At 63.7% G+C, this 24079-nt stretch carries 21 protein-coding genes; 9 read left to right on the top strand and 12 right to left on the bottom strand.

The genetic code is table 11. From position 1 onward, the window contains the following. Positions 1-28: 28 nt before the first annotated feature. Positions 29-847 (bottom strand): inositol monophosphatase family protein, encoded by an 819-nt coding sequence (locus WA950_RS18040; RefSeq protein ID WP_424553101.1) that lies wholly within the window; start codon positions 845-847, stop codon positions 29-31. Positions 848-1107: 260 nt separating this feature from the next. On the opposite strand from WA950_RS18040, the gene WA950_RS18035 reads away from it, so the two are divergent. The 7 genes from WA950_RS18035 to WA950_RS18005 all read left to right on the top strand — a co-directional run bounded on the left by WA950_RS18035 (position 1108) and on the right by WA950_RS18005 (position 9155). Then, positions 1108-1896, top strand: coding sequence for a DeoR/GlpR family DNA-binding transcription regulator (locus WA950_RS18035; protein WP_424553100.1), 789 nt, complete (start codon positions 1108-1110; stop codon positions 1894-1896). A gap of 265 nt (positions 1897-2161) precedes the next feature. Continuing rightward, the gene (locus WA950_RS18030; RefSeq protein ID WP_424553099.1) at positions 2162-3097 is read left to right on the top strand and encodes an ABC transporter substrate-binding protein; all 936 of its coding nucleotides are present in this window, start codon (positions 2162-2164) and stop codon (positions 3095-3097) included. Positions 3098-3270: 173 nt separating this feature from the next. Then, positions 3271-4953, top strand: coding sequence for an ABC transporter permease (locus tag WA950_RS18025; RefSeq protein ID WP_424553098.1), 1683 nt, complete (start codon positions 3271-3273; stop codon positions 4951-4953). 5 nt (positions 4954-4958) lie between these two features. Continuing rightward, positions 4959-6056, top strand: coding sequence for an ABC transporter ATP-binding protein (locus WA950_RS18020; RefSeq protein WP_424553097.1), 1098 nt, complete (start codon positions 4959-4961; stop codon positions 6054-6056). Continuing rightward, positions 6053-6901, top strand: a complete 849-nt coding sequence (locus WA950_RS18015; protein ID WP_424553096.1) for an inositol monophosphatase family protein — start codon at positions 6053-6055, stop codon at positions 6899-6901. Before WA950_RS18020 ends, WA950_RS18015 begins: the two co-directional genes overlap by 4 nt. A 23-nt stretch (positions 6902-6924) precedes the next feature. Then, entirely contained in the window at positions 6925-7722 is a 798-nt protein-coding gene (locus WA950_RS18010) for a MurR/RpiR family transcriptional regulator (RefSeq protein WP_424553095.1), read from the top strand. Positions 7723-8084: 362 nt separating this feature from the next. Further along, on the top strand, positions 8085-9155 hold the full coding sequence (locus WA950_RS18005) for a nucleotidyltransferase family protein (RefSeq protein WP_424553094.1): 1071 nt from the start codon (positions 8085-8087) through the stop codon (positions 9153-9155). Positions 9156-9236: 81 nt separating this feature from the next. Here WA950_RS18005 and WA950_RS18000 read toward each other — a convergent pair whose 3' ends face one another. From WA950_RS18000 to acnA, 11 genes are all read right to left on the bottom strand, one after another. Continuing rightward, complete coding sequence (locus tag WA950_RS18000; protein WP_424553093.1) at positions 9237-9641, bottom strand: RidA family protein; 405 nt, start codon at positions 9639-9641, stop codon at positions 9237-9239. 26 nt (positions 9642-9667) lie between these two features. Then, positions 9668-10957, bottom strand: a complete 1290-nt coding sequence (locus tag WA950_RS17995) for an aspartate aminotransferase family protein (RefSeq protein WP_424553092.1) — start codon at positions 10955-10957, stop codon at positions 9668-9670. Positions 10958-11036: 79 nt separating this feature from the next. Further along, positions 11037-11807 (bottom strand): ABC transporter permease, encoded by a 771-nt coding sequence (locus WA950_RS17990; RefSeq protein WP_424553091.1) that lies wholly within the window; start codon positions 11805-11807, stop codon positions 11037-11039. Positions 11808-11861: 54 nt separating this feature from the next. Further along, positions 11862-12638, bottom strand: a complete 777-nt coding sequence (locus WA950_RS17985; protein ID WP_424553090.1) for an ABC transporter ATP-binding protein — start codon at positions 12636-12638, stop codon at positions 11862-11864. 29 nt (positions 12639-12667) lie between these two features. Continuing rightward, positions 12668-13729, bottom strand: coding sequence for an ABC transporter substrate-binding protein (locus WA950_RS17980; RefSeq protein WP_424553089.1), 1062 nt, complete (start codon positions 13727-13729; stop codon positions 12668-12670). A 115-nt stretch (positions 13730-13844) separates the two neighbouring features. Beyond that, positions 13845-14579 (bottom strand): maleate cis-trans isomerase family protein, encoded by a 735-nt coding sequence (locus WA950_RS17975; protein ID WP_424553088.1) that lies wholly within the window; start codon positions 14577-14579, stop codon positions 13845-13847. 18 nt (positions 14580-14597) lie between these two features. Next, positions 14598-15764, bottom strand: coding sequence for an FAD-dependent oxidoreductase (locus WA950_RS17970; RefSeq protein WP_424553087.1), 1167 nt, complete (start codon positions 15762-15764; stop codon positions 14598-14600). 28 nt (positions 15765-15792) lie between these two features. Continuing rightward, complete coding sequence (locus WA950_RS17965) at positions 15793-17256, bottom strand: aldehyde dehydrogenase (protein ID WP_424553592.1); 1464 nt, start codon at positions 17254-17256, stop codon at positions 15793-15795. Positions 17257-17385: 129 nt separating this feature from the next. Continuing rightward, positions 17386-18108: an isochorismatase family protein gene (locus tag WA950_RS17960; RefSeq protein ID WP_424553086.1), complete on the bottom strand. Its 723-nt coding sequence runs from the start codon at positions 18106-18108 to the stop codon at positions 17386-17388. A gap of 1 nt (position 18109) precedes the next feature. Beyond that, complete coding sequence (locus WA950_RS17955; protein WP_424553085.1) at positions 18110-19507, bottom strand: dihydroorotase; 1398 nt, start codon at positions 19505-19507, stop codon at positions 18110-18112. After that, positions 19504-22188, bottom strand: a complete 2685-nt coding sequence (acnA, locus tag WA950_RS17950) for an aconitate hydratase AcnA (protein WP_424553084.1) — start codon at positions 22186-22188, stop codon at positions 19504-19506. Before acnA ends, WA950_RS17955 begins: the two co-directional genes overlap by 4 nt. Before the next feature lie 205 nt (positions 22189-22393). On the opposite strand from acnA, the gene WA950_RS17945 reads away from it, so the two are divergent. Next, on the top strand, positions 22394-23092 hold the full coding sequence (locus WA950_RS17945) for a GntR family transcriptional regulator (RefSeq protein ID WP_424553083.1): 699 nt from the start codon (positions 22394-22396) through the stop codon (positions 23090-23092). A gap of 29 nt (positions 23093-23121) precedes the next feature. Then, entirely contained in the window at positions 23122-24033 is a 912-nt protein-coding gene (locus WA950_RS17940) for an isocitrate lyase/PEP mutase family protein (RefSeq protein WP_424553082.1), read from the top strand. Positions 24034-24079 lie beyond the last annotated feature (46 nt).

Raw genomic sequence — 24079 nt, 5'->3', positions numbered from 1 at the left:
GGTTCCCTCCCCTTCTTCGTTCTTGCGACTATGCGCTGGCCGTGACGGTCGGCGCGATCCTCAGGTCTGTGATGAGATCGAGCGCCTGACGGTGCACCTTGACATCGCCCGCGCCGAGCAGTTGGCCGGAGCTTTCCAGCGTCAGCGGCGCGCCAGCCCAGTCAGTAACAATGCCGCCGGCTCCCTCCACGATGGGTCGGAACGGCGCGAAATCGAAGACCTTCTGCCCACCGTCGAGCGCAAGGTCGGTACGTCCGTCTGAAAGCAGGCCGTAGTTGAGGCTTACCCCGCCATAGACGCGCGCGCTGGTGGCGGCGCGCAGCCGGTCGAGCGCCGGGCGCTCCGAAGGGGCGAGGTAATCCTGGTTGCTGTTGGTCATAATCGCCTGGGCGAGCGAGGGGCAGGAGCGGACGCGTACCGGAGTACCGTTGCGTGTCGTCTGCCGCCCCTCGGCGCCGATCCAGCGGGAATCGATGGCGGGAATGTCGATGATACCGAGGCGCGGCACCCCGCCGACGGCCAGCGCAATCAGCGTGCCGTAGACCGGCATGCCGGCAATGAACGCCGTGGTACCGTCGATGGGGTCCAGCACCCAGACATGCTCGCTGCCCGGACGCACCCAGTCACGCTCCTCGCCGATGATGCCGTGCAAGGAATAGCGTGCGGCGATCATCGCGCGCAGCCGGTCCTCGATGAGGATATCCATGGCCGTGACGAGGCTGCGGTCCGGCTTCACGCTGACATTGATGCGCGCCACGTCGTTTTCCCGCAGCACGGCCCGGGCGATGTCTGCCAGTTCCACGGCAAATGCCACATGCTCGTCTAGGATGATGGCGGCACTGGTCATTCTCTCTTCGACGCTTTCCCGGCCCAGAGCGGCCGCCATCGCTCCCGCAGGCCGTGCAGGTTGACGTGACGGCCGTGCTTGCGGCCGATTGAAGGAACGGATCGAGCCATCACCGGCTCTTGTGATCTTGGTACAGCCTTTTGGCATTTGTGGCAATATGTGTTTTTCGTGGCGATATGAGTTTTTATGCGGCAAGCCACATGCCGCTTGTGGCGATACGAGGCGTCACGTATCAAGGCATGGGCAATGGAGGCACCGCGATGTGGCAAGAAGAGCGTCAGCAGAAAATCCGATCGCTGCTTGCAGCTTATGGCCAGGTGTCGATCGACCGCGTCGTCGATGACTTCGGCGTTTCGCGGGAGACCATCCGCCGCGACCTGATGGAGATGGAGCTTGCCGGCGAACTGCGCCGCGTGCGTGGCGGCGCCGTGCCTGTTGCTCGCGAGGACACGACCTTCGGCGTGCGCATTACGCTGCGCCTGCAGGAAAAGCGCACGATCTGCGCCACCGCACTAGGCTTTCTCGAAAGCGGCCAGACGATCTTCATGGATGCCGGTTCGACCAGCTCGGCCATGGCAGAGGCGCTGGCCGGCCCGACCGGTCTTACCAACCTCACCATCATCACCAATTCCATTGATGTCGCGAGCCAGCTGGCGGAAAAACCCGGCGAGCTTTCCCGTGGCACGCGCATCATCATGCTTGCTGGAAATGTGAAGCAGGATCCGATGGAGACCTATGGCGAGGCGACGATCAACGATATCCAGCGCTACCGGGCAGACCTTGCATTGCTCGCCCCCTGGGGCGTCGACGCCACGATGGGCGCGATGAACTATTTTTTGCACGGAGCCGAGATCGCCCGCGCCATGGTCCGCAATTCCGCAAAGACGATCATTCTCGCCGATCACTCCAAGATGGGTGTCGTCAGCCGATCGGTCTTCTGCGAAACCGGCGAGATGGCCCACCTGATCACCGATGCAAAAGCCCGCCAGAAGCCGGGGTTCGAGGCGCTTGCAGCCGCCGTGCCAGGGCTCGTGGTCGCGGGCGAATAAGGAACATTCCGCGGCCAGTCCTTCGCGTGGGCTGCCCATCGCGAATGTAGCTTTCCTACAAACATTTTGACAAATGTAGATTCTCTCGCTACGAGGAATACTACCCACGGTGAGTGAGACCTGAGAGCCCAAAGGAAGGCTTTCACAGGGGGCCGTGGCGACACCTGGAGGGAAAATCGATATGTCACGCCGTTTCACGCTGGCTTCAGCGTTCGCAGTCCTATGCTCGCACGTCTTTTCGGCCGGTAGCGCCGATGCTGCGGGAATGACCGTCTATTGCCCGATGTCGGAAGACGATTGCGGCGCCGTGCTGAGAGCCTTCAAGGACGATACCGGCATCGAAGCGCAGTTCGTGCGCATCGGCGCCGGTGAGATTCTCGCCCGTATCCGGGCGGAAAAGAACAACCCGCAGGCCGGCCTCTGGCTGGCGGGCGCTGCCGACAACTTCATCCAGGCCGCCGGCGAAGGACTGCTTGCCACGCACAAAGCCGCCGGCATCGACAAGGTCGACCCGCGCTATACCGACAAGGAAGCCCGCTGGACGCCGATCTCGCTGTCACCGATCGTCTTCGCCTACAGCCAGCAGGTGCTGGACGAAACTGGCGCCAAGGCCCCGACGAGTTGGAAGTCCTTCGCCGATCCGGTCTTCAAGGAAAGCGTGGCGCTCGCCCATCCGGCTTCGTCCGGCACGGCCTATGTCGCGCTCGCCTCAATGGTCCAGCTCCTCGGCGAGGAGCCGGCCTTCGAGACGATGAAGGACATCGACAAGAACGTCGTGCAGTATACCCGCTCCGGTATCGCCCCCTCCCGCATGGTCGCCAACAACGAGATAGCGCTTGCAATGGCCTACTCGCAGGATATCGAGGCGGCACTCGCCCAGGGCTATCCGGTCGGCTATTCCTTCCCGGAGGAAGGCACGGGCTTCGAGGTGAATGCCGCAGCAGCCATCGCCAATGCTCCAGAAGACCAGGCAAAGGGCGCCAGCGCCTTTCTGGACTGGGTGTTGACGGACAAGGGCCAGGCCGCTATCGGCGCCACCTTCCGCGGTCCGATCGTTCCGGGCTACAAGAATCCGGATGCCAAGATCGACCTCTCCAACGTCAAGATGATCGACTACAACTTCACCTGGGCCGGGGAGAACCGCGCGCGCCTGCTGGAGCGTTACGAAAACGACGTGCGCCGCAAGGCCGACGCCAAGTAACGCCCTCGACCGTTGACCGGCCGCCGCTGCCACCAGCTGCGGCGGCCCCTGCTCCTGCCCTCTTCCCACATTAAGAGGCGCCGCGCGGCGGACAAGGGGCTTGTCAACACGCGAAAGGCTCGCCTTCTTTGTCCCCCTGCGGTTCCACGCGGAATTGCTCAAGGAGCCCCATCATGACCCTCGCCTCGCAAGCGGCTCCGTCCGGCCGGATGGGCGCAGCGCCGGCCTTCCTGCGCAACATCGTCGTCGATCCGTGGCTGTTCGGCCTCTTCGCCGTCACCACACTGTCAGTGCTTGTCTTCGCCGCCCTGCCGATCTTCATCGTCATGAAGCAGGCAATCGTCACTGAGCACGGTTTCGACTTTGCCGTCCTCCTCGACACGCTCTCCCAGGCCTTCGTCTGGGAATCGCTGCTCAACACGCTGCTGCTCGGCGCAACCTCGGCGATCATCGCCACCGCCGCCGGCTTCCTGCTTGCCTTCTCCGCAACGCGCACCACCATGCCGGGCAAGACCCTCGTACATGGCGTGGCGCTGCTGCCGATCATCTCGCCGCCCTTCGTCATGGCGCTGGCGGTGGTCATCCTGTTCGGCCGTTCCGGCCTCATCACCCGCGAACTGCTCGGCATCCGCAACGCCAATGTCTACGGTTTCCATAGCCTGGTGCTGATCCAGTCGCTCGCCTTCACGCCGATTGCCTATCTCAACATCCGCGGCATGCTGCAATCCATCGACAGCGCGCTGGAGGATGCCTCCGCCTCGCTCGGTGCCTCGCGCTGGACGACCTTTTCACGCGTGACCTTGCCTTTGGTGACGCCGGCGATCCTGTCGTCCACGCTGCTCGTTTTCGTCAAGTCGGTGGAGGATTTCGGCAATCCGATGCTGATCGGCGGCAATTACAACACGCTTGCCGTCGAAGCCTATTCGCAGATGGTCGGCTACTTCAACCTGCAGGCCGGCGCGCTGCTTGCCAGCCTCATGCTGGTGCCGTCAATGACCGCATTCCTCATCCACCGCTATTGGGTGAGCAAGCGCAGCTACGTCACCGTCACGGGAAAACCCTCCGCCCAGACGATCCGCATTTCCGGCGCGGTCGTCGCGCCGCTGACGATTGCCTGCTACGCCATCGTCTTCGCCATCCTGCTGTTCTACCTGACGGTGATCTACGTCTCCTTCACCAAGCTGCCGGGCGTCGACAACACACTGACCACGGCCCACTACACGACCGTCTTCACCGCAGGCTTCGAAACGCTCAGCAACTCGCTGCTGCTGGCGGGCATCGCCACCCCGGTCACCGCGATTGCCGGCATGCTGATCGCCTATCTCCTGATCCGCAAGGCCTTCCCGGGCAGCTTCCTCTTGCGCTGGGGCACGCTTCTCTCCTTCGCCGCCCCCGGCACCATTCTCGGCATCGGCTATGTCAGCACCTTCAACACGCCGCCGCTGCTATTGACCGGCACGGCGTTCATCGTCGTCGCCGCCATGGTGGTGAAGAACCTGCAGGTGGGCATCGAGGCCGGCTCCAACCAGTTGCGCCAGATCGACAGGTCGATCGAGGAGGCATCGGCCATTCTCGGCGCCTCCAACACCCGGACCTTCTTCCAGATCACCCTGCCGCTGCTGAAACCCGCACTGTTCACCTCGCTCTCCTATGCCTTGACGCGCTCGCTGACGACACTTTCGGCTGTGATTTTCCTCGTCTCGGCCAACTGGACGCTGATCACCGTCACCATCCTGTCGCAGGTGGAAACGCTGAAGCTCGGCGTCGCCGCCGCCTATTGCAGCATCCTCGTCTTCGTCGTGCTCGCCATCCTGGCTCTCATGCAGCTCGTTCTCAATTCGACATCGAAGAGGTAAGTCCCATGTCGAAAGTCGTCTTCTCCAACATCACCAAGCGCTTTGCCGGCGTCGCCGGCGCCACCGCCGTCGATGGGCTGAACCTGACCATCGAGGAAGGCACGCTCGTCACCCTGCTCGGTCCCTCGGGCTGCGGTAAGACGACGACGCTGCGCATGCTCGCCGGCTTCGAAACGCCGAGCGAAGGCACCATCACCATCGGCGGACGCGACATTACCAACGTGCCCGTCAATGCCCGCAATGTCGGCATGGTGTTCCAGAGCTACGCGCTCTTCCCGCATATGAACGTGCGCGAAAACATCGAATACGGCGTGCGCCTCCTCAACCTGCCGAAGGCCGAGATGAAGGACCGCGTCGGCTCCATCCTCGACACGATGGCGCTTACCCAATATGCCGACCGCTCGCCGGCCCGCCTCTCGGGCGGCCAGCAGCAGCGCGTGGCGCTCGCCCGCGCCGTCGTCACCCAGCCGAAGGTGCTGCTCTTCGACGAACCGCTCTCCAACCTCGACGCGCAGTTGCGCGAGCGCATGCGCGACGAGCTGCGCGCCATCCAGTTGCGCCTCGGCATTACCAGCCTCTACGTCACCCACGACCAGAGCGAGGCTATGGCGATCTCCGACCGGGTAGTGGTGATGCGGGGCGGTGTCATCGAGCAGAACGACACGCCGCTGAACGTCTATGCGCGCCCCGGCACCGGCTTCGTCGCCGAGTTCATGGGCAAGGCGAACATTCTTCGCGGCAGGGTGGAAACCGTGGACGAGACGACGGTGAGCGTGCGCATCAGCACGACGGTCAGCCTCACGCTGGCGCGCGGCGTCCGGGCCTTCCGGCCGGGCGAGGCGGTGCGCTGCGTCGTGCGGCCGGAGCATATCCGTGTCGATCCCGAGGGCACGATGCAGGCGACGGTGCGCCGCGTCGTCTTCCAGGGCGCCTATGTCGAGTATCTCACGGAGATCGACGGCCAGGAATGCGTCTTCCTTGACAGCACCTATTACCGGACGGGCGTTGCCGAAGTCGGCCAGACGCTGCGCCTTTCCATCGACAGCCGGCCAGTCTGGATCCTGCCGGAGACTGAAGCTACCACCATGGAAAAAGCCGCATGACCCTCGACAAGCCTATCATCTACGACCTTATCGCAGCCGTCGCCCGCGAGGCGGCGCTGGCCGCCGGCGCGGTGGCGCTCAAGGGTTTTGTCGATGCCAGCCCGCAAACCCTTCAGACTGAACAGAAGGCCGGTTTCTTCGATATCGTGACGGCATCGGACAAGGCGGCGGAAAAGGCTGCCTGCAATACGATCTGGTCGCGCCTGCCGGCCTCGCGCATTCTGGGCGAGGAAGGCGGCTGGCAGGGCGAAGGCGAGACGACGTGGATCATCGACCCGATCGACGGCACCAGCAATTTTGCCTCGGGCCTGCCTTTCTTCTGCGTCTCGATCGCCGCCTACCATGCCGACAAGGCGGTCTGCGGCGTGATCTACGACCCGGTTCGCGAGGAACTGTTCATGGCGAGCGGCGGCCGGCTGACATTGAACGGCAAGCCGGTAACACCGTTCCTGCGTGGACGCACCGACCGCGAGGTCGAGGTGCTGACCAACGCGCCCTACGAGGGCGAACGCCCCTCGCGCGCCGCGCAGGAGGCCCATGCCGACCTCGTCAACGCCTTCCGCGCCGTGCGCCGGCTCGGCTCCTGCGCCCTGCATCTTGCCTATGTCGCCGCTGGACGCGTGGCGGTCGCCTACGAATCGAAGTTCAACGCCTGGGACATCGCGGCCGGCATTCTGCTCGTCGAGGCCGCGGGCGGGCAGGTCATCGCCCAGGATGCCGGCGGACGGCGCATCGAACCATACGAGGATGCGCTGGCATCGGTGAAAAGGCTCGTTGTGGCCCAGGCCGGTTTTGACTATCAATCGTCCTGCTTGTCGCGGTTGATGGCCGACGGCACGTTTTAGCCCTCACACGCGAAACCAACTTCATGCTCGACCTGATCAGGCAATCGCTGTCGCAGTTCACACCCGCCGAGCGCAGGATCGCCGAGGCGATCCTCGACACGCCGAGCACCGCGATCACATGGTCGATCACCGATGCGGCCCGCATTGCCAAGGTCAGTGAACCATCGGTCATCCGCTTCTGCCGGCGGCTCGACTGCGACGGCTTTCCGGATTTCCGCCTGAAGCTCGCCCAGCAACTGGCCGTGCGCCAGGCGCCGGCGAGCCCGGTGGAAAGTGGCGCCGATCCGTTCACCGGCCTCGTCGACGACGTCTTCAACCGCGCTGCGGAATCGCTGCGCGAGGCGCGGCACGACCTCGACCTGGCGTCACTCCGCCGTGCCGTTGATCTGCTCGCGGGCGCCCGTCGCATCGACGTCTACGGCTATGGCGGCTCCGGGTTTCTGGCGGGCGAAGCCCAGCATCGCCTCGCCTCGCTCGGCATGGCCAGCGTCGCCTATTCCGACCCGACCCTGCAGATGGTCTCTGCCCCGCGCCTGACCGGGCAGGACGTGCTCTTCGTGCTCTCTTTTTCTGGACGTACGAGCTACCTGATTTCCAACTTGGAAATCGCCAAGAAGGCCGGCGCGCGCATCCTGTCCATCTCGCCCGGCGGCTCGGTCGTCGCGTCGCTCGCCGACGAAAACATCAACCTCAACGCTTACCGCGCCTCCAGCCATCCGCTCATCGTACCGACCGGCCGAGCACCGATGTATGTCATGCTCGACGTGCTTTTCGCCCTTCTGGCGCGAAATTGCGATAGTGCAGTGGTGCAAGATCCCTGAACCGGTCGCATTGAACCTACTTCTGCCTCCAAGGGCAACGCGTCGCTGTCACAGACACGAAAACGGCACCGGGTACTGAATGCGATAGCGCCCCGTTTGGCAGGCGGTTGCGGGGAGACAGCGGAAGCGTTATAAGGGTTTTGTGGTTTCCTTATAACTGCCCATTATAAGACGCTAGATCATTCCTTATAACGAGGGAAAGTCTTGATGAAGACGAAGGGCTGGCAAGCGAATTCTTCAAGAAACCGACGACCGACATTGCTGTCGAATATCTCTTTGACGGGCCAGCGAATTGGACGTCCGAGATCGATATGATGGAAGAGGCGACGGCGCGATATCGGGCAGCAGGGAGACCGAGACAGATGAAGCCAATCGACCTGGTGTATCGCACGGCGTTCGCAGAACTCGCGCAACGGACTTTCGACGCCCAGTTCGAGGCGGATTTCCCTCTGGATGGGCGGTTCGTCTCGGTTCCGGTGAAGTCTCGCAATTACTGGTATTTCGAATACCCGACGGACAAGGGCGACAAGCGGCGCTATGTCGGGCCGGAATCCGACGATGAAATCACGGCCCGAGTGAAGGCGCACAAAGAAATCAAGGATGACATCCGCGAGCGACGGCGTCTGGTCAGCATGCTCCAGCGTAGCGGTGGCATGGCTTCACCGGATCGCTTTGCGGGCAAGGTCACAAAGGCCCTTGCCGACGCCGGCCTCTTCCGCCTCCGGGCGGTCCTGATCGGCTCGGTGGCGTTCGGCTGCTATTCGGGTCTGCTCGGTGTTCGTCTCCCCAACACTGCCATCCAGACTGGTGACGCGGATTTCGCGCAGGACTTCGCGATCCCGGCCGAGGTCGAGGACAGTCTGCCTCCCATTCTCGAGGTCTTGCATTCGGTCGATGAGACCTTCCGGGCGGTTCCGCACCAAGCCGACAAGGCAAAGGTTGCGGTCTTCACAAACTCGGTCAACTACCGCGTCGAGTTCCCCACGGGCAACCGGGGATCAGACGAATACACGGGCAAGCCCTCGCCCATGCCCGCACTCGGCGGCGCGTCGGCGGAAAATCTCCGGTTTTTGGATTACCTGATCTACGATCCTGTCAGGACAGTGCTGCTGCACCGGGAGGGAGTGAGCGTCAATGTCCCCGCTCCCGAACGCTATGCCGTCCACAAGCTGATCGTGTCGTCCAGGCGGCTCAACGATACCCCGGGACGGGCGAAGCGCGACAAGGACCTTCTGCAAGCCTCCATTCTGTCAGAGGCTCTCGTGGAGACAAGGCAGGGCTACGTGCTGGCCGATGCTTACCGGGAGGCATGGGATCGCGGGCCATCGTGGCAGGAAGGGATCGTGGCAGGCCTCGCCATGACGCCAGACAACGGCAAGGCAGCGCTGGCCGCCGCCCTCGGCGTAAAACCTGACGAACTCGGCAAGATATAGGGTGTGAGCGCGGGCCGTGCCGGCGTTGCGCGCTGCCCGAAGGCCATGTCATGCGCCGTCACGCAGTGGTATCCGCTCGGTTCAGGCGGCCGCCTCAGGCACAACGGCGACGACCTTCACTTCGGCAAGAAGCCGATGATCTGAAAGTTCGGATACGCCAACCCTTGTCCAAGCACACGTTCCGCGAGGAAACATCCTGTTCTTCACAGTCCGAAAGAGGTCCATGTGCTCGCTCATCCTAACGTGATACGAGGTCATCTCGACAACATCGTTGAAGCTGCATCCTGCGGCGGCCAATACCTCCTCCAGGTTCCTCCAACACGCGATGAACTGCTCCTCCGGATCTTCGATAACCTCCAGGTCCGCAGTCCTGCCTATTTGGCCTGCGCAGAATACCAACCTGTCCACTCGAACCGCAGGTGCATATCCCCTGCGCTCGATGATTGAACGCATGGCGTCCGGGATGATAATTTGGCGGTCAACCATCTTTTCGATGCCCCGTTGCGCTGATGTCAGACCGCGGCGTAGGCATGCAGTCCCTTCGAGAGTGCATGCATCGTCTTTTCAATGTCCGCGTCCGTATGCGCAGCCGAAAGGTACATGAGGCCGCGCGGCAGCGGCATCAGGCCGTTGAGCAGAAGCTTCTCGGTCAATTTGACGATCTTACCCCTGTCTGCGCCGGCAAGATCACCGATCCGCGCCATCTGACGGACACCGGTAAATATCTGTATCGCGGAGCCGACTTGATTGGCGCAGACATCCAGATCGAGAGCCGCCGCCTCCGCGTTGATGTGGGCCTGGATCGCTGCCGCATGCGCGTTCATGCGAGGGTAGATCTCCGCCGCGCCCCGCTGCAGGCTTTCCACGCAGGCGATGGCCGCGCTGACCGACAACGGGTTGCCGTTGAACGTGCCGCGATGCATCACGCTGCCATTCACCAGCGCCTCCATGACCGCCCTGTTTCCGGTCACGGCACTGACCGGCATCCCCGCGCCGATTGCCTTGCCGAGAACCGTCAGGTCAGGCACGACGCCGAACATTTCCTGGGCGCCGCCCAGAGCCAGCCGGTAACCGGTTATAACCTCGTCGAAGATCAGGACGACGCCGTGCCGGCTCGTCAGGTCCCGCACGCTTTCCAGGAAACCCTCCGGCGGCGCGAAGCAGCCTGCATTGATCGCCGCCGCCTCGAGAATGACAGCCGCGTAGTCGCTCGAGATCGCCGCCGCAAATGCTGCAGCATCGCCCCAATCGACCACCGTGATGTTCTCGACCGCCTTTGGGTCCTGTCCACCGGAACTCGGACCGTCATTGCCGGGCGCGTTGGCGATATGAACGCTGTCGAACCAGCCGTGGTAATTGGCCCGGAACTTGATGATGCGCGTGCGCCCGGTCGCAGCCCGGGCGATGCGCAGGGCAAGCTGCACAGCCTCGGTCCCAGTGCTGACGAAGGACGAGATTTCACCGCAAGGCACCGTTTCGGCGATAAGTTCGGCCAGACGCCCCTCGCCCGGATGAACGCTCGCGGTGCGAAAGCCCTTGTCGATCTCCGCCTTCAGGGCCGCGACCACCTCCGGCGGATTATGGCCGAGGATCAGCGGACCATAACCCATCGTGTAGTCGATATAATCGTTGCCGTCGACGTCGGTGAGGACGACGCCGCGGGCATGATCCATTGCGACCGGCACCGGAAGCTGCGCGGTGCGCGGCGTGGAGGAAACGCCGTTGGCCAGATGGCGCACGGCAAAGTCCCTATATTGCCTGGAGTTGGAGAATGCGGGCATATCGCGCTGCGTGGTCTGCATGAGTATCTTCCTTGATGGACGGTCGTCCGCCCCTGTTTTCCAGGCATTGCGCGGCGGGTGGACCGCCGCGTGAGAATCTTCAGTGGTCGCCCGCCCAGAAGACGATGCGGCGCTTGGCGATGCCGACGATCGAATGCATCGTCATGCCGATAGCGGCGAGGACGATCAGGATCGCGAACATGCCGGCGATGTTGAACTGCTCGTTGAATTGCAGGATCATCTTGCCGAGCCCCTTCTGCGCACCGACGAATTCGGCGACGATGGCACCTACGAGCGCGAAGACGACGCCGAGCCCAAGACCTGCGAAGACATAAGGCAGCGAATTGGGCACGCGTACCTTCATGAGTATCTGGAGCCGGCTGGCGCCGAAGGCCTTGAGCATTTGCACTTCTTCGCGGCCCGAAGCCTGAAGGCCGGCGATGACGTTGACCAGCATCGGGAAGAAGGCGATCAGCCCCGCCATCACGATCTTCGAGGCGAGGCCGTAGCCGAACCATTGCAGGAAGATCGGCGCCAGAGCGACGCTCGGGATGGTCTGGAAGGCGACGATGTAGGGCATCAGGCCGAGATCGAGCAAGCGGACTTGCGAGATCAGCACGCCGAGCACGACGGCAATGGCGATGCCGAGGATATAGCCCATCAGCACCTCGTACATCGTTACCCAGAAATTGTCCCAGAACAGCGGATTTCCGAGCAGCGAGATGAGCTGCTTGCCCACCACGCTCGGCGCGGGCAGCACGAAGGCCGGCGTTTCGCTGGCCCAGACATAGAATTCCCAGCCCCCCGTTACGAGGAAGAAGACCAGGACGACCAGGACGGCCTGAAGCAGCTTGGAACTATCACGATGCATGGGACGGTCTCCCGGAAATGAACGGCAGGTTGGGGGCGGTGGGGCGGCTGGTCATCAGTCGATCATCGAGCTGTCGGCAAAGTGACCGCGGATGCGGGCGAGCACGTCGCCGGCTTCGCTGAGGTCGCCGAGCTTGCGCTCACGCGGCAGGTCGACCGGCACGATCTCGCTGATGCGGCCGGGGCGCGGGCTCATCACCACCACCCGGTCGGCCAGGAACACGGCTTCGGGAATGGAATGGGTGACGAAGACCACCGTCTTGCCGGAGCGCAGCCAGATCCGCTGCAGCTCCGCATTGAGAAATTCGCGCGTCATGGCGTCGAGCGCGCCGAAGGGTTCGTCCATCAGCAGCACCTTCGGATCGCGCACCAGCGCCCGGCAGATGCCGGCGCGCTGGCGCATACCCCCGGAAAGCTCCCGGGGGTACTTTTTCTCGAAGCCCTTGAGGCCGATCATCTCCATCAGCTCCAGGGCCCGCTTGGTGTAGACCTTGGTGTCCATGCGAACCAGCTCGACCGGCAGCATGATGTTTTCGAGGATCGTGCGCCACGGCAGCAGCGTCGGTTCCTGAAAGACGACCCCGACATCTAGAGACGGCTTGGTGATGGCGACATTGCCGAGCCGAGCCTCCCCGGAAAAACCGCCTTCAAGTCCGGCGAGGATTTTCAGGAGGGTGGTCTTGCCGCAACCGGAGGGACCGACCAGGGCGATGAACTCGCCATCGGCAATATCCAGGTTGACCCGGTCGAGTGCCACCGTATCCCCGCTACGCGTGGGGTAGGTCTTGCACAGGCCGTTGATACGGATCAGCGGTTGGGAAATGCTATCCATCGTCATCTCTTTCCGTCGGGGCAGCCCGCTCATTTCTTCTCGACGATCGCCTTCACGTCGAACTTGTAGATTTCAGGCATCAGGGATGCATCCCAAACCTGGGAAACGGTGAGCTTCTTCTCCGTCTGGCCGGTTTCATTCGCGAAGGTCAGCAGGGCTTCCCAGCGCTCTTCCGGCAGGTTGAGCCATTCGCCCCACTTGGCCGGGTCCTGCTCGTCGGGCATCGAGTCGCCGAGCGCGATCTTCATGGCCTCGGCGGTGTTCTTCGCGTCCTGGCTGGCGGGATCGGCGGCGCCGGCAAGCTGCGGGAACTCGGCGAAGGCGAGCTTCAGGGCGCTGTCGGGATAGAGCTGCGTGTAGACGATGCCCTTGTAGGCGGCGCGCGCGAACCCGGCGAGTTCCTTGCCGCGGGTCTCGAGCGTCTTCTGGCTGGTAACCATCGTCACGCTGAACAGCTTTTCCATCTCCGCGGGACGCTCCAGGAGATCGAGATCAACGCCGTTCTGGCGCATCACAGTGAAGCTGTCCGAATAGCTGTCGACGGCATCCACCTGGTCCGCGCTGAGGGCAGCTGCGGCACGGGCGCCGGCGCCGACCGGAACGATCGTCACGTCGGCTTCGGTGAGGCCGGCGATCTTAAGATTGGCGCGAAGGTCCGCATAGGAGGCGGAAGCGAGGCTGATGACGCCGATGCGCTTGCCCTTGAGATCGGCGATCGTCTTGATGGCCGAGCCCTTGGGAACGCCGATGAAATAGGGCCACTTCACGGTGATGCCGGCAAAGGCCTTCAGACCGACGCCCTTGTCGATGGCGGCGGCGATGGCGGCGGAAGAGGCATAGCCGATGTCGGCGGAGCCGGAGGCAACTGCCTGCAACGCCGCGGTGGAGCCGTCGGTCTGGAGGATCGCCGGGCTCAGGCCCTCTTCGGTGAAGTAGCCGAGCTGCTTCGGAATGGCATAGGTGAAGGTTTCTTCGGCGGCCGTCAGCGTGTTGCGCGCGAGCGCCAGCGTGAAGTTGTCCTCCGCCTGCGCGGAAGCGGCGAAGCCAAGGCCGACGCACAGCGCCAGAGCGTTCAGAAATTTGCGTTTCATTCGTATCCCCTATGGTTTCAGGTTTCGTCAGTTTCGGTTCGCCGCTCATGCGGCCGGGGCTTTAGACCCTTCTGTTCAAACCCCGCTCCGATCGAGCGGGGCCTGTTTTTTCACGTCAGGCCAGGAGGCCGGCTGGCGTCACCGCGCGCATCCAGGCGGAGGCCGGTCCCCAATCGCGGGTCAGACTCCAGACGCTGCAGATGTTGGAGGCGAGCACCGGGGCCGGGATTCTCGCCGCCGTCGTCGCCAGCATGTCGATGGTGCGCATGCCGGTGCCGCTGAGGATGATCGCGCCGTCCTTTGCCACGTCCATACGCTTGAGGGCGTTGCCGATCTCCTCCGGCGTCACGCGGTAGGCCACGAGGTCGTCCTCGAACTGGCTGACGCTGTGGACGCGGTAGCCGGCCTCCTTCCAGTAGCCGATGGCAAGCTGCGTTTGGATGTTCGGATAGGGCGACATCAGGCTTACAGTATCGATGCCGAGCGCCTTCAGCATCCGGTCGATGGCAATGGTGCCGGTTTCCACCGGAATGCCGGCCTGGTCGGACAGCCGGTCGCAAAGCTCGCGGTCGCCCGTCGGCGAGAGGCGGTATTGCGAGCCGGTGAGCGCGATGGCGATGGCATCGAGCTTCAGCGAGCCGAAACCCTTGATCATCTGCGAAAAGCTTTCGACATAGCCGCGGTTGCGGTCGTCGAGCGTGCCCGGCAGCACCGGCAAGCGCATGGTGTGGAGCGCGACATCCCCCGGCAGCAGCACCGGATATTCGATCTCGACGGTCGGATTGGCCGGCGGCACGAGTGCGCCGAAGCGGAATTTCGGGGCCGGCAAGGGCGGAAGATGAGCAGTCATAGATACGTTCCCCTTGAACTAAGCGCGCGCCGGAAGGGCGACCATGTCCAGCATCGCGGTCTGCGCGAGATAGGCGGCGGCCTTTTCCTTGTCGCAGAGCAGGCCGTTGACCTTTTCGATCCAGGCTTTTTCCTGCGAAACCATGGTGTCGGTGCGCGGCAATAGCATTTCCCTGGCGACCCGGTGGCGCTCGGCGGCGGCCGTTTCGAGCCCACCCGCATCGCCCTTCACCAGCGCCTCCACCATGGCATTGGCGATGACGAAACCGTCATGGATGCCGCAATTCATGTTCATGCCGCCGCGCGTATTGGTCAGATGCAGCGCATCGCCGGCGAGGTAGACATTGCCGCTGCGCGGCGCGGAGGCGAGGCACTTGCGGGCCGCATAGCAATCCTTGTCGACGACGTTCGGCATGCGGAAACCGGGAAGGAGAGCGTCGAGCCGCTCCACCGCCCATTCGTCGGTCAGTGCGGTCTCCTCGGAAATGCCCTCGGGCACGCGCAGGATGACGCGCCAGTTGTCCGGCATGTGCAGGAAGCTGACGGAATGGGTTTTTCCCACCAGATAGGTGACAGGCCCGAGATCCGGCACGACATCGCGGATGCTGTCGTCGGTGCGGATGCGCAGCTGGAAGCCAGGATAGGCCGCGCCGTCGAAGGCAATGCCGACCGACTGGCGAACCGCGCTGTGCGCGCCGTCGGCGCCCAAGAGCAGCCGGGCGGAGAGGCTCTGCCGCCGGCCGCCCTGCTCCAGCGTCACGGTGACGCCGTCGCCGTGGTCCTCGACGCCGACATATTCGGCGTCGAAGCTGAAATCGACGTTCGGATAGGTCTTCAGCCGTTCCAGGAGGAGCGGCGTCAGCAGGGACTGTTCCAGATGCTTGCGGAATGGATAGGGCGTTGCGTCTTCGAGCAGGTTGAAGGTGAGTTCGCCGAGAACGCCGCCCTCCACCGTGCGGTATTGCAGGCGGTCGATATGCAGCGCCTGGCGGCTGAAGTCGTCGTAGACGCCGACGCGGTCGAGAATATCCAGCGTCGGGGCATGGAAGGTCGAGGCCTTCGACACCTGGTTCAATTGGTCGCGCTTTTCGAAGACGGCGATCTTCAATCCGGCCTTGGCCAGAACCAGCGCGGCCACCAGACCGACCGGCCCGGCCCCTACGACGATGACGTCACGATCCAACATGATCTGATCCTTCACGGGTTCCAGTGGTTCAGCGGCGAACGAAGGGATTGGGAATGTTGGTCTCGGTGGAAATCCACACGCTCTTCACTTCCATGTATTCCTTCATGCCGGCGATGCCGCATTCGCGCCCGATGCCGCTCATCTTGAAGCCACCAAAGGGCGAGGTGACGCTGGTGGAGCGGTAGTTGTTGATCCAGATCGTACCGGCGCGGACGCGGTTGGACATGTTGATGGCGCGGCCGATGGACTGGGTCCAGATGCCGGCGGCAAGGCCGAATTCGATATCGTTGGCGATGCGCACGGCATCGTCCTCGTCCTTGAAGCGGATGATCGAGAGGATCGGGCCGAACACCTCCTCCTGCGCGATGCGCATGCCGTTGTCGACATCGACGAAGACGGTCGGCTCGAAGAACAGGCCGTTCGGGCAGCCGGGAACCTCGGCGGGCTTGCCGCCCAGTGCCAGCTTCGCACCATCGGCAAGGGCGACGTCCACATAGGACTTCACCTTCTCAAACTGCGGACGGGTGGAGATCGGCGCAATCTGCGAATCGGGATCGGCGGGGTGGCCGAACTTCGCCTGTTTCACCATCTCCAGAAGGCGCTCGACGAAGACGTCGTGGATGCTCTCCTGCACCAGCAGGCGCGAACCGGCGACGCAGGTCTGGCCCGAGGCGGCGAAGATGCCCGCGATGGCGCCCTTCAGCGCATTGTCCATGTCAGCGTCTTCGAAGACGATGTTGGGCGACTTGCCGCCAAGCTCCAGCGTCACCCGCTTCATGTGCTTGGCCGCCGTCTCGTTGATGATCCGGCCGGCGATCGGGCCGCCGGTGAAGGCGATGCGCTCGACATGGCGATGGCTGACCAACGCATCGCCGACCTCGCCGCCAAGGCCGGTGATCACGTTGACGACGCCCTTGGGAAGCCCGGCGCGGTCAAAGATCTTCATCAGCTCGATCAGCGAGGCGGAGGTGAACTCCGACGGCTTCAGCACCACGGTATTGCCGGCGGCGAGCGCAGGCGCGATCTTCATGCTGGCGAGCGGCAGCGGCGAATTCCACGGCGTGATGCAGGCGACGACGCCGAGCGGCTCGTATTTGGTATAGTTCAGCACGCCCGGCTTGTCGGTCGGGATGACCGAGCCCTCGATCTTGTCGGCGAGGCCGCCGTAATAATAGTAGTAGTTCGCCATGTAGCGCATCTGCATCGACAGTTCGGCGATCAGCTTTCCGTTGTCACGCTGCTCGACATAGGCGAGCCAGTCGGCATTCTCCGAAACGAGATCGCCGATGCGGCGCAGGAGCGCGCCACGCTGACTGGGATTGAACTTCGGCCATTCACCCTCGGTGAAGGCGCGGTGGGCGGCGTTGGCGGCGCGATCCACGTCTTCCACCGAACCGCGGGTGATGCGCGCCCAGACCTCGTTCGTGACGGGATCGACGGAATCGATCAGGTCGCGTCCGTCCGTCGCGGTGAATTCGCCGTCGATATACATGCCGTAGAGACGCACGCCCCCGGCGTCGACAGGGGTCTGCGACAGGGTGGTTTCGGGCGCCTTGGGCGTGGTGAGGATCGTGTTCATCGGTCGTATCTTCCAGTGCCGGGGGACGGTTGAAGGCGCGGCTTAGCGGCGCGGCTCGCGGATGGGCTGGGCCTGCAGGTATTCGGCGACATCCGCCTGCGGAATGACGTCGGCATATTTGCAGTTTAGGTCGAACAGGTTGATCGCATGGCTCGCCTCGAAGCGGTCGAAGGCGGTTTCCTCCGGTATGATCACCTTGAAATTGAAGGAATAGGCGTCGACGGCGGTGGCGCGCAGGCAGCCCGAGGTAGTGCAGCCGACGAGGATCAGCGTGTCGACGTCGAGGAAGTTCAGTTGGCTCATGAAGGTGGTGCCGAAGAAGCAGGACGGCTTCTGCTTGGAGATCAGCATGTCCTGCGGGCGCGGCGCAATCGGCTCCACCGTGCGGGTGTCGTGTGTGCCGGCCACCACGGTCTTCTCGCCGCCGCGATGGTTCTTGCCGACCTGCACGCCCGAATCCAGAAGATCGGGACGGCGGCCGCTTTCGGTGTAGAACACCGGCAGGTTCTTCTCACGCGCCAGTTCCAGGAGCGGCACGATGTGCTCGACCGCCGCCCAGGCCTCACGGCCGCAATGGGTGCGATATTGCTTCAGGCCTTCCAGAATGTCCTCGGGCTTGTCGCCGCAGAAATTGTATTGCACGTCGATGATGAACAGCGCCGGGCGCGTGCCGAATCCGCCACGCTTGCCGTAGCCGGCGGCCTTCAGCACCTGTTGATCACGCTCAGTCAGAAAACGATCCCAGATTCTCGTGTTTTCGGTCATTTCAAGCTCGTTTCTGTTCAGGATTTGGCGAAAGGCGGTTGAGGTAGCGCCCCCAGGGAACGGCGCGCGCCGCGTCGGTGATGCGGCCGTCGAGCATGACGGTGCGGCCGCGCACCAGCGTGCGCACCGGCCAGCCCTTGAGCGTCATGCCCTGATAGGGCGAATAGTCGGAATAAGACTCCGACGCGGCGTGATCGACGGTCCGCTCCAGATCGGGATCGACGATGAGCAGGTCCGCATCCTTGCCGACCGCGATCGCCCCCTTCGACGGCATATTGTAGATCTTGGATGCGTTCGAGGCGGTCAGTTCCACGATCCTGTCCAGCGACAGGCCGCGGCGATGGTACCCCTCGTGCAGCAGCAGCGGCAGAACGAGGCCGGACCCTGGAAAACCGGCGCTTGCGCCCCAGATGTCCTTGTCCTTGGTCTCGCGCTTGCGGGCGACGTGATCCGAACCGATCGTCGTGACGGAGCCGTCGAAGACGCCTTCCCACAGGGCCTCGATATCGGCGCGGCCGCGAACGGGCGGGTTGACCTTGGCCAGCACGCCAGCCGGCCACGCGTCGTCGATGCAAAGATAATGCGAGCAGGTTTCGACATGGATCGGCGGGCCGCCTCGGCCGCGCATCTTGCGCTGCAAGCGCACGATCTCCAGCGAATCGCCGCTGCTCATATGCACGATATTGACGGGCGTGCCGGTCTGGGCCGCGAAATAGCAGACGCGGAAAACGTTCTCGGCTTCGAGAAAACCGGGGCTCTGCTCGTTCCAGGCCGCAAGGTCGTTGCGCCCCGCTGCCTTCAGCGGCTGGCGCAGGACCGGGATCACCTCGACATTCTCGCAGTGGACGCCCATGACCGCGCCGGGAATGGCGGCCGTTGCGCGCAGCGCGGTGAAAAGCAGCGCGTCGTCGATTTCCGTAAAACCCTTGGCCGCGCCGGCCGCGCCCTTGTACATCATGTAGAGCTTGAAGGAGGAGACGCCGAAGCGGCGTGCGACTTCCTCGAGCGTCTCGACATGCAACTGGCTCGTCAGGCCGAAATGCAGGCCGAAATCTATGCAGCTCTGCATCTCCGCCCGCTCCTTCACAACCGGGAAGGACTCGCGGATATCCTTCGAGCGGTGGAAGGACAGGATGGAGGTTGTGCCGCCGAGCGCGGCGGCGCGCGATTCCGTCTGGAAATCGGTTTCCGGATTGCCGAAATCGAAATGTACATGCGGATCAATCACGCCGGGAAGCAGCCACAGGCCACCGCAATCCACGGTCTCGCGCGCGGCGAGATCGGCGGCGGCTTCAGCGACGACGGCGATGCGACCGTCCTTCACGCCGACCGCGCCCGGCGTCAGGCCGCCGCCCGGCAGGGCGATCCGCGCATTCTTGAGAACCAGATCGAGTGTCATTTTCCAATCCCATTGCTATCGCCGGCGGCCGGCGCGAATTCGTCGAGGACGTGCATCAGGATGCCACCGGAGGCGATCAGCACCCGCTCGGCCTCGGTCAACAGTTGGGGCATGGCCTCGAAGGTGATGACCTCCCCATCCCGCTCCGCCACCACCCGCACCGGCGTACCGTCGCGCACGGCCTGTTCGATGCCGGAAAAGGAGAACAGTTCGCTGCCGGTCAAACCGAGCTGACGCCACCCCTCCCCCGGCCGGAAGGCCAGCGGCAACACGCCCATGCCGACGAGATTGGCGCGGTGGATGCGCTCGAAGCTTTCGGCCAACACGGCGCGGATACCGAGAAGCGCGGTGCCCTTCGCCGCCCAGTCGCGGCTGGAGCCTGTGCCATAATCCTTGCCGCCGAGAACGATGGCGGCGACGCCCTCCTGCCGGTAGCGGCGCGCCGCGTCGAAGATCGTCATGGTTCCGCCGTCGGGGAAATGGCGGGTGAAGCCGCCTTCCACATCCGGCAGCAGGGCGTTCTTGATGCGGATATTGGCGAAGGTGGCCCGCGTCATCACCTCGAAATTGCCACGCCGCCCGACATAGGTGTTGAAATCCTTCTGAGCGATCCCGGCATCGGCAAGATAGCGGCCCGCCGGCGTATCGATCGGAATCTCGCCACTCGGCGAAATATGGTCGGTCGTCAGCGAATCCCCAAAGGCGGCAAGCACCCGCGCCTGGGCCAGCCCGCGCGCGAGGTCCGCAACGGGTTCGCGCCCGGCGGCGTCAGAGAAGAAGGGCGGCTCCACGAGATAATGCGACTGGCGATCCCACGGGAAAAGCTGCCCGTCCGGCGCATCGAGCGCCTCCCAGGCCGCCGCACCCGCGGCCTCGCGGCCGTAGACCGCCGAGAACAGGTCCGGATCGCGGGCCTGCGGCAGAAGTGCCTCGATCTCCTCCTGCGTGGGCCAGAGGTCGCGCGCATGAACGGGCGCGCCGGCCGTGCCGTAACCGACCGGCTCGCGATCGAAATCGATGTCGATGCGTCCGGCAAGCGCATAGAGCACGACGAGCGGCGGGGCGCCGATATAGTTGGCGCGGATGAGCTTGTGGATGCGCCCTTCGAAATTGCGGTTGCCCGACAGCACCGCCGCCGCCACCAGCCCGCGCTGCTCGATGGCATGCGCCACATTTTCGGGGAGCGGACCGGACTTGCCGCCGCACGTTGTGCAGCCATAGCCGATGATGTCGAAGCCGAGCGTTTCAAGGAAGGGTAGCAGCCCCGCCTTTTCCAGATAGCGCGTGACGACGCGCGAGCCCGGTGCCATCGAGGTCTTGACCCAGGCGGGAACCGTGAGGCCCCGCTCCACCGCGCGGCGCGCGACGAGGCCGGCAGCCATCATGACCGCGGGATTGGAGGTGTTCGTGCAGGAGGTGATCGCAGCGAGCGCGACGAAGCCGTGACCGGGCAGCGCATCCGCCGGATCGGGCTCGGCAGCCTCGACCCCGAAACCGCCATCCGACATCGGCAGGGCGAGTTTATCGCGGAAATCCTCGGCCACGCGGGCGAGCGGCATTCGATCCTGCGGGCGGCGGGGGCCGGCAAGGCTCGGCTCGGCCTCGGCAAGGTCGATATCGACGATGCGGTCGTAATCCGGGCATTCGCCGGCATCGGCGCGCCAGAGGTGGTTGGCCTTGCAATAGGCCTCCACCAAGCCGATCCGCGCTTCGTCGCGGCCGGTCTGCCGCAGATAGGCAAGGCTCTGGTCGTCGACCGGGAAGAAACCGCAGGTCGCGCCGTATTCGGGCGCCATGTTTGCGATGGTCGCGCGCTCGGCCACCGTCAGATGCGGGATGGCCGGGCCAAAATACTCCACCATGCAGCCGGTGACGCCCGCGTCGCGCAGCTTCTGCGTGACGAGAAGTGCGGCGTCCGTTGTCATGGCCGGCGGGCGGATGCGCCCTGAAAGGCGAACGCCGACGACCTGAGGGCGCGGAAAGATATAGGCCTGGCCCAGCAAAGCCGCTTCAGCATCGATGCCGCCGACGCCCCAGCCGAGAACGCCGAGGCCACCGACCATGGGCGTATGGGAATCGCCGCCGATTACGAAATCCGGAAAGGCCCAGTCCTCGCCCTGCAGCGTCTCCAGCACAACCACGGGAGCGATGCTCTCTATATTGACCTGATGGATGATGCCGGTGCCCGGTGGATGGATGCGCAGCCGGCGGAACGCCTGCTGGGCCCACTTCAGGAAGCGGTAACGCTCGGCATTGCGCTCCAGCTCACGCACCAGATTGCGCTGCTCGGCCTTTGCATCGCCCCAGAAATCAACCTGCAGCGAATGGTCGACGACGAGATCGACCGGAACAAGGGCATCGACGGCAGCCACATCGCCGCCGACGCGATCAACCGCGCTGCGCAGCGCCGCCAGGTCCTGGAGCGCCGGCAGACCGGAGGAGTCCGGCAGGATGACGCGACTGACATAGAGCGGAAGCTCGGCAGTATCGACCTTTCGGAGAAGGGCGGCAATATCGCCTTCATCGACAGGACGACCAACAAGGCGACTGCGGCAAAGATTTTCGAGAAGAATCCGGTGCACATAGGGCAGGCTATCAATGGACCGGCCGCCCGCCAGCGCGGCTTCAGCCACGTCTGCGTAGCGGATCGTGCGACCCATCCAATGAAGTTCCTGCTGCATTGCCCTTCGTTCCCTGCGGCTCTTGTCCGTCGTTGGCGCAACTAAAGCAATCACCACCTCAAAATGTCAACACTTAATGGCGCAAAATTTGGAATACCCCTATTTATCCCAAAAACTGTTGACATTAAACGCGGCACAGCCTAAAAAGTTGACACTTTCCCGGCCTCTACCCATGGTGGATAAAGTCAGACGGGAGGCTGAGGACATGACGTTGGACGCGCAGTTCGAAACGATCGAGGCAACAAGCGAGACCGGAACGCCACGTTCCGACGTGGTCTATCGGGCGATCCTCGATGCGATCTACCAGGGCCGCATGCCGCCCGGCAGCGTCATCAACGAGGCGGCGCTTGCGCAGGAATTCGGCGTAAGCCGCGGCCCCGTCCGCGAGGCGATCCGCCGCCTGCAGGGCATCCAGCTCATTACACGCGAGCCCTATATCAAGTCCCGCGTCGTCACGCTCGACGCGACAACCGCCCGCGAGCTTTTCGAATTGCGCATGGCGCTGGAGGGCATGGCGTGCCACATCGATGCGCGGCGCATGAGCGAAACGGAGATCGACACGCTGATTTCCGAGCTGGAGCGCAGCCGCCACAGCTATGTGTCGGATGCACCGGGCGATGGCGCCGTCTTCGATTTTCACGAGCGCATCGTGCGCGCCTGCGGCAATGCCCGCATCATAAGCCTTCTGTGCGGCGACCTCTATCACCTGCTGCGCATTTACCGCCGTCATTCCGGCGCCATCGTAGAGCGCAAGGAAGAGGCCTATGATGAACATTGGCAGATCCTGCGCGCCATCAAGGCGCGCGATCCGCAACTGGCGGAATCGCTGATGCGCTCGCATGTACGCCGCGCCGCCCGCAATCTGTTCGATCATCTCGACGGCGAAAACCTACCCGACATTTGACCCATAGCCAGACCTGGAGTGCAGCCTTCATGACCACCGGTGCCAAGAAATTCCGTGAGATCCTGAGGTCGGGCGAGTTCATCGTCTCGCCCGGTGTTTATGACGGCTACACTATCCGCCTCGTCGAGGACGCCGGTTTCAAGACCGCCTGCACCAGCGGCGCGGCGATCTCCAACGCGCTGCTCGGCATTGCCGATATCGGCGTGATGGGGCTGACGGAAAACGTCAACCATTGCCGCAACCTCGCCCGCTCCGTCTCCATTCCGCTGACGGCCGATGCCGACAATGGCTATGGCAATCCCGTCAACGTCTATCACACTGTCAGGATGTTCGAGGAGGCCGGCGTTGCCGGCATCAACATCGAGGACCAGGTCAGCCCCAAGCGCTGCGGCCATATGCCCGGCAAGGCCGTAGTGACGCCAGCCGAGATGGTCAAGAAGATCGAGGCCGCCTGCATGGCCCGCCGCGACGACGACTTTGCCATCATCGCGCGTACCGATTCGCTGGCCATGGAGGGGATCGAGGGCGCCGTGAAGCGCGTGCGCGCCTATGCCAAGGCCGGCGCCGACATGATCTTTCCCGATGCGGTGCGCAATGAGGACGACATCAAGCGCATCGTCGATGCCGCCGGCATCCCCGTGACGATCAACATGGGCTTCGGCATCCGCCATCGCCCTACGACCCCGCTCATTCCGCTGCCGCGGCTCAAGGAAATCGGCGTGCGGCGCATCAGCCTTCCGCGCATGCTGCCCGCTGCCGCCATCCACGCCGTCCAGGCTGCGCTCCGCGCCATGCGCGACGTCATGGAAACGGGCGTACCGGTAAACCGTGAAGACCTTTTGGTCGGCATCGAGGACATCATGAAGGTGATGGACTACGAGGAAATGCGGGCACTGGAAAAAAAGCTGACGACTTTCGACGTCGACGCCCTATTCGAGTAAGCCTCCAAACCTCCCCAGTGGCGGTCTCGGCAGGACCGCCACCGCG

It is taken from the genome of Shinella sp., assembly GCF_049651085.1.
Lineage (GTDB): Bacteria > Pseudomonadota > Alphaproteobacteria > Rhizobiales > Rhizobiaceae > Shinella.
Note: the sequence above shows the minus strand (reverse complement) of the source record. Positions and strands in the feature narration are given on the sequence as shown.

Bases quoted from the DNA above. Each gene is read 5' to 3' on its own strand.
- WA950_RS18040 (WP_424553101.1), bottom strand. From the start codon at position 847: ATGACCAGTGCCGCCATCATCCTAGACGAGCATGTGGCATTTGCCGTG.
- WA950_RS18035 (WP_424553100.1), top strand. From the start codon at position 1,108: ATGTGGCAAGAAGAGCGTCAGCAGAAAATCCGATCGCTGCTTGCAGCT.
- WA950_RS18030 (WP_424553099.1), top strand. From the start codon at position 2,162: ATGACCGTCTATTGCCCGATGTCGGAAGACGATTGCGGCGCCGTGCTG.
- WA950_RS18025 (WP_424553098.1), top strand. From the start codon at position 3,271: ATGACCCTCGCCTCGCAAGCGGCTCCGTCCGGCCGGATGGGCGCAGCG.
- WA950_RS18020 (WP_424553097.1), top strand. From the start codon at position 4,959: ATGTCGAAAGTCGTCTTCTCCAACATCACCAAGCGCTTTGCCGGCGTC.
- WA950_RS18015 (WP_424553096.1), top strand. From the start codon at position 6,053: ATGACCCTCGACAAGCCTATCATCTACGACCTTATCGCAGCCGTCGCC.
- WA950_RS18010 (WP_424553095.1), top strand. From the start codon at position 6,925: ATGCTCGACCTGATCAGGCAATCGCTGTCGCAGTTCACACCCGCCGAG.
- WA950_RS18005 (WP_424553094.1), top strand. From the start codon at position 8,085: ATGAAGCCAATCGACCTGGTGTATCGCACGGCGTTCGCAGAACTCGCG.
- WA950_RS18000 (WP_424553093.1), bottom strand. From the start codon at position 9,641: ATGGTTGACCGCCAAATTATCATCCCGGACGCCATGCGTTCAATCATC.
- WA950_RS17995 (WP_424553092.1), bottom strand. From the start codon at position 10,957: ATGCAGACCACGCAGCGCGATATGCCCGCATTCTCCAACTCCAGGCAA.
- WA950_RS17990 (WP_424553091.1), bottom strand. From the start codon at position 11,807: ATGCATCGTGATAGTTCCAAGCTGCTTCAGGCCGTCCTGGTCGTCCTG.
- WA950_RS17985 (WP_424553090.1), bottom strand. From the start codon at position 12,638: ATGGATAGCATTTCCCAACCGCTGATCCGTATCAACGGCCTGTGCAAG.
- WA950_RS17980 (WP_424553089.1), bottom strand. From the start codon at position 13,729: ATGAAACGCAAATTTCTGAACGCTCTGGCGCTGTGCGTCGGCCTTGGC.
- WA950_RS17975 (WP_424553088.1), bottom strand. From the start codon at position 14,579: ATGACTGCTCATCTTCCGCCCTTGCCGGCCCCGAAATTCCGCTTCGGC.
- WA950_RS17970 (WP_424553087.1), bottom strand. From the start codon at position 15,764: ATGTTGGATCGTGACGTCATCGTCGTAGGGGCCGGGCCGGTCGGTCTG.
- WA950_RS17965 (WP_424553592.1), bottom strand. From the start codon at position 17,256: ATGTATATCGACGGCGAATTCACCGCGACGGACGGACGCGACCTGATC.
- WA950_RS17960 (WP_424553086.1), bottom strand. From the start codon at position 18,108: ATGACCGAAAACACGAGAATCTGGGATCGTTTTCTGACTGAGCGTGAT.
- WA950_RS17955 (WP_424553085.1), bottom strand. From the start codon at position 19,507: ATGACACTCGATCTGGTTCTCAAGAATGCGCGGATCGCCCTGCCGGGC.
- acnA (WP_424553084.1), bottom strand. From the start codon at position 22,188: ATGCAGCAGGAACTTCATTGGATGGGTCGCACGATCCGCTACGCAGAC.
- WA950_RS17945 (WP_424553083.1), top strand. From the start codon at position 22,394: ATGACGTTGGACGCGCAGTTCGAAACGATCGAGGCAACAAGCGAGACC.
- WA950_RS17940 (WP_424553082.1), top strand. From the start codon at position 23,122: ATGACCACCGGTGCCAAGAAATTCCGTGAGATCCTGAGGTCGGGCGAG.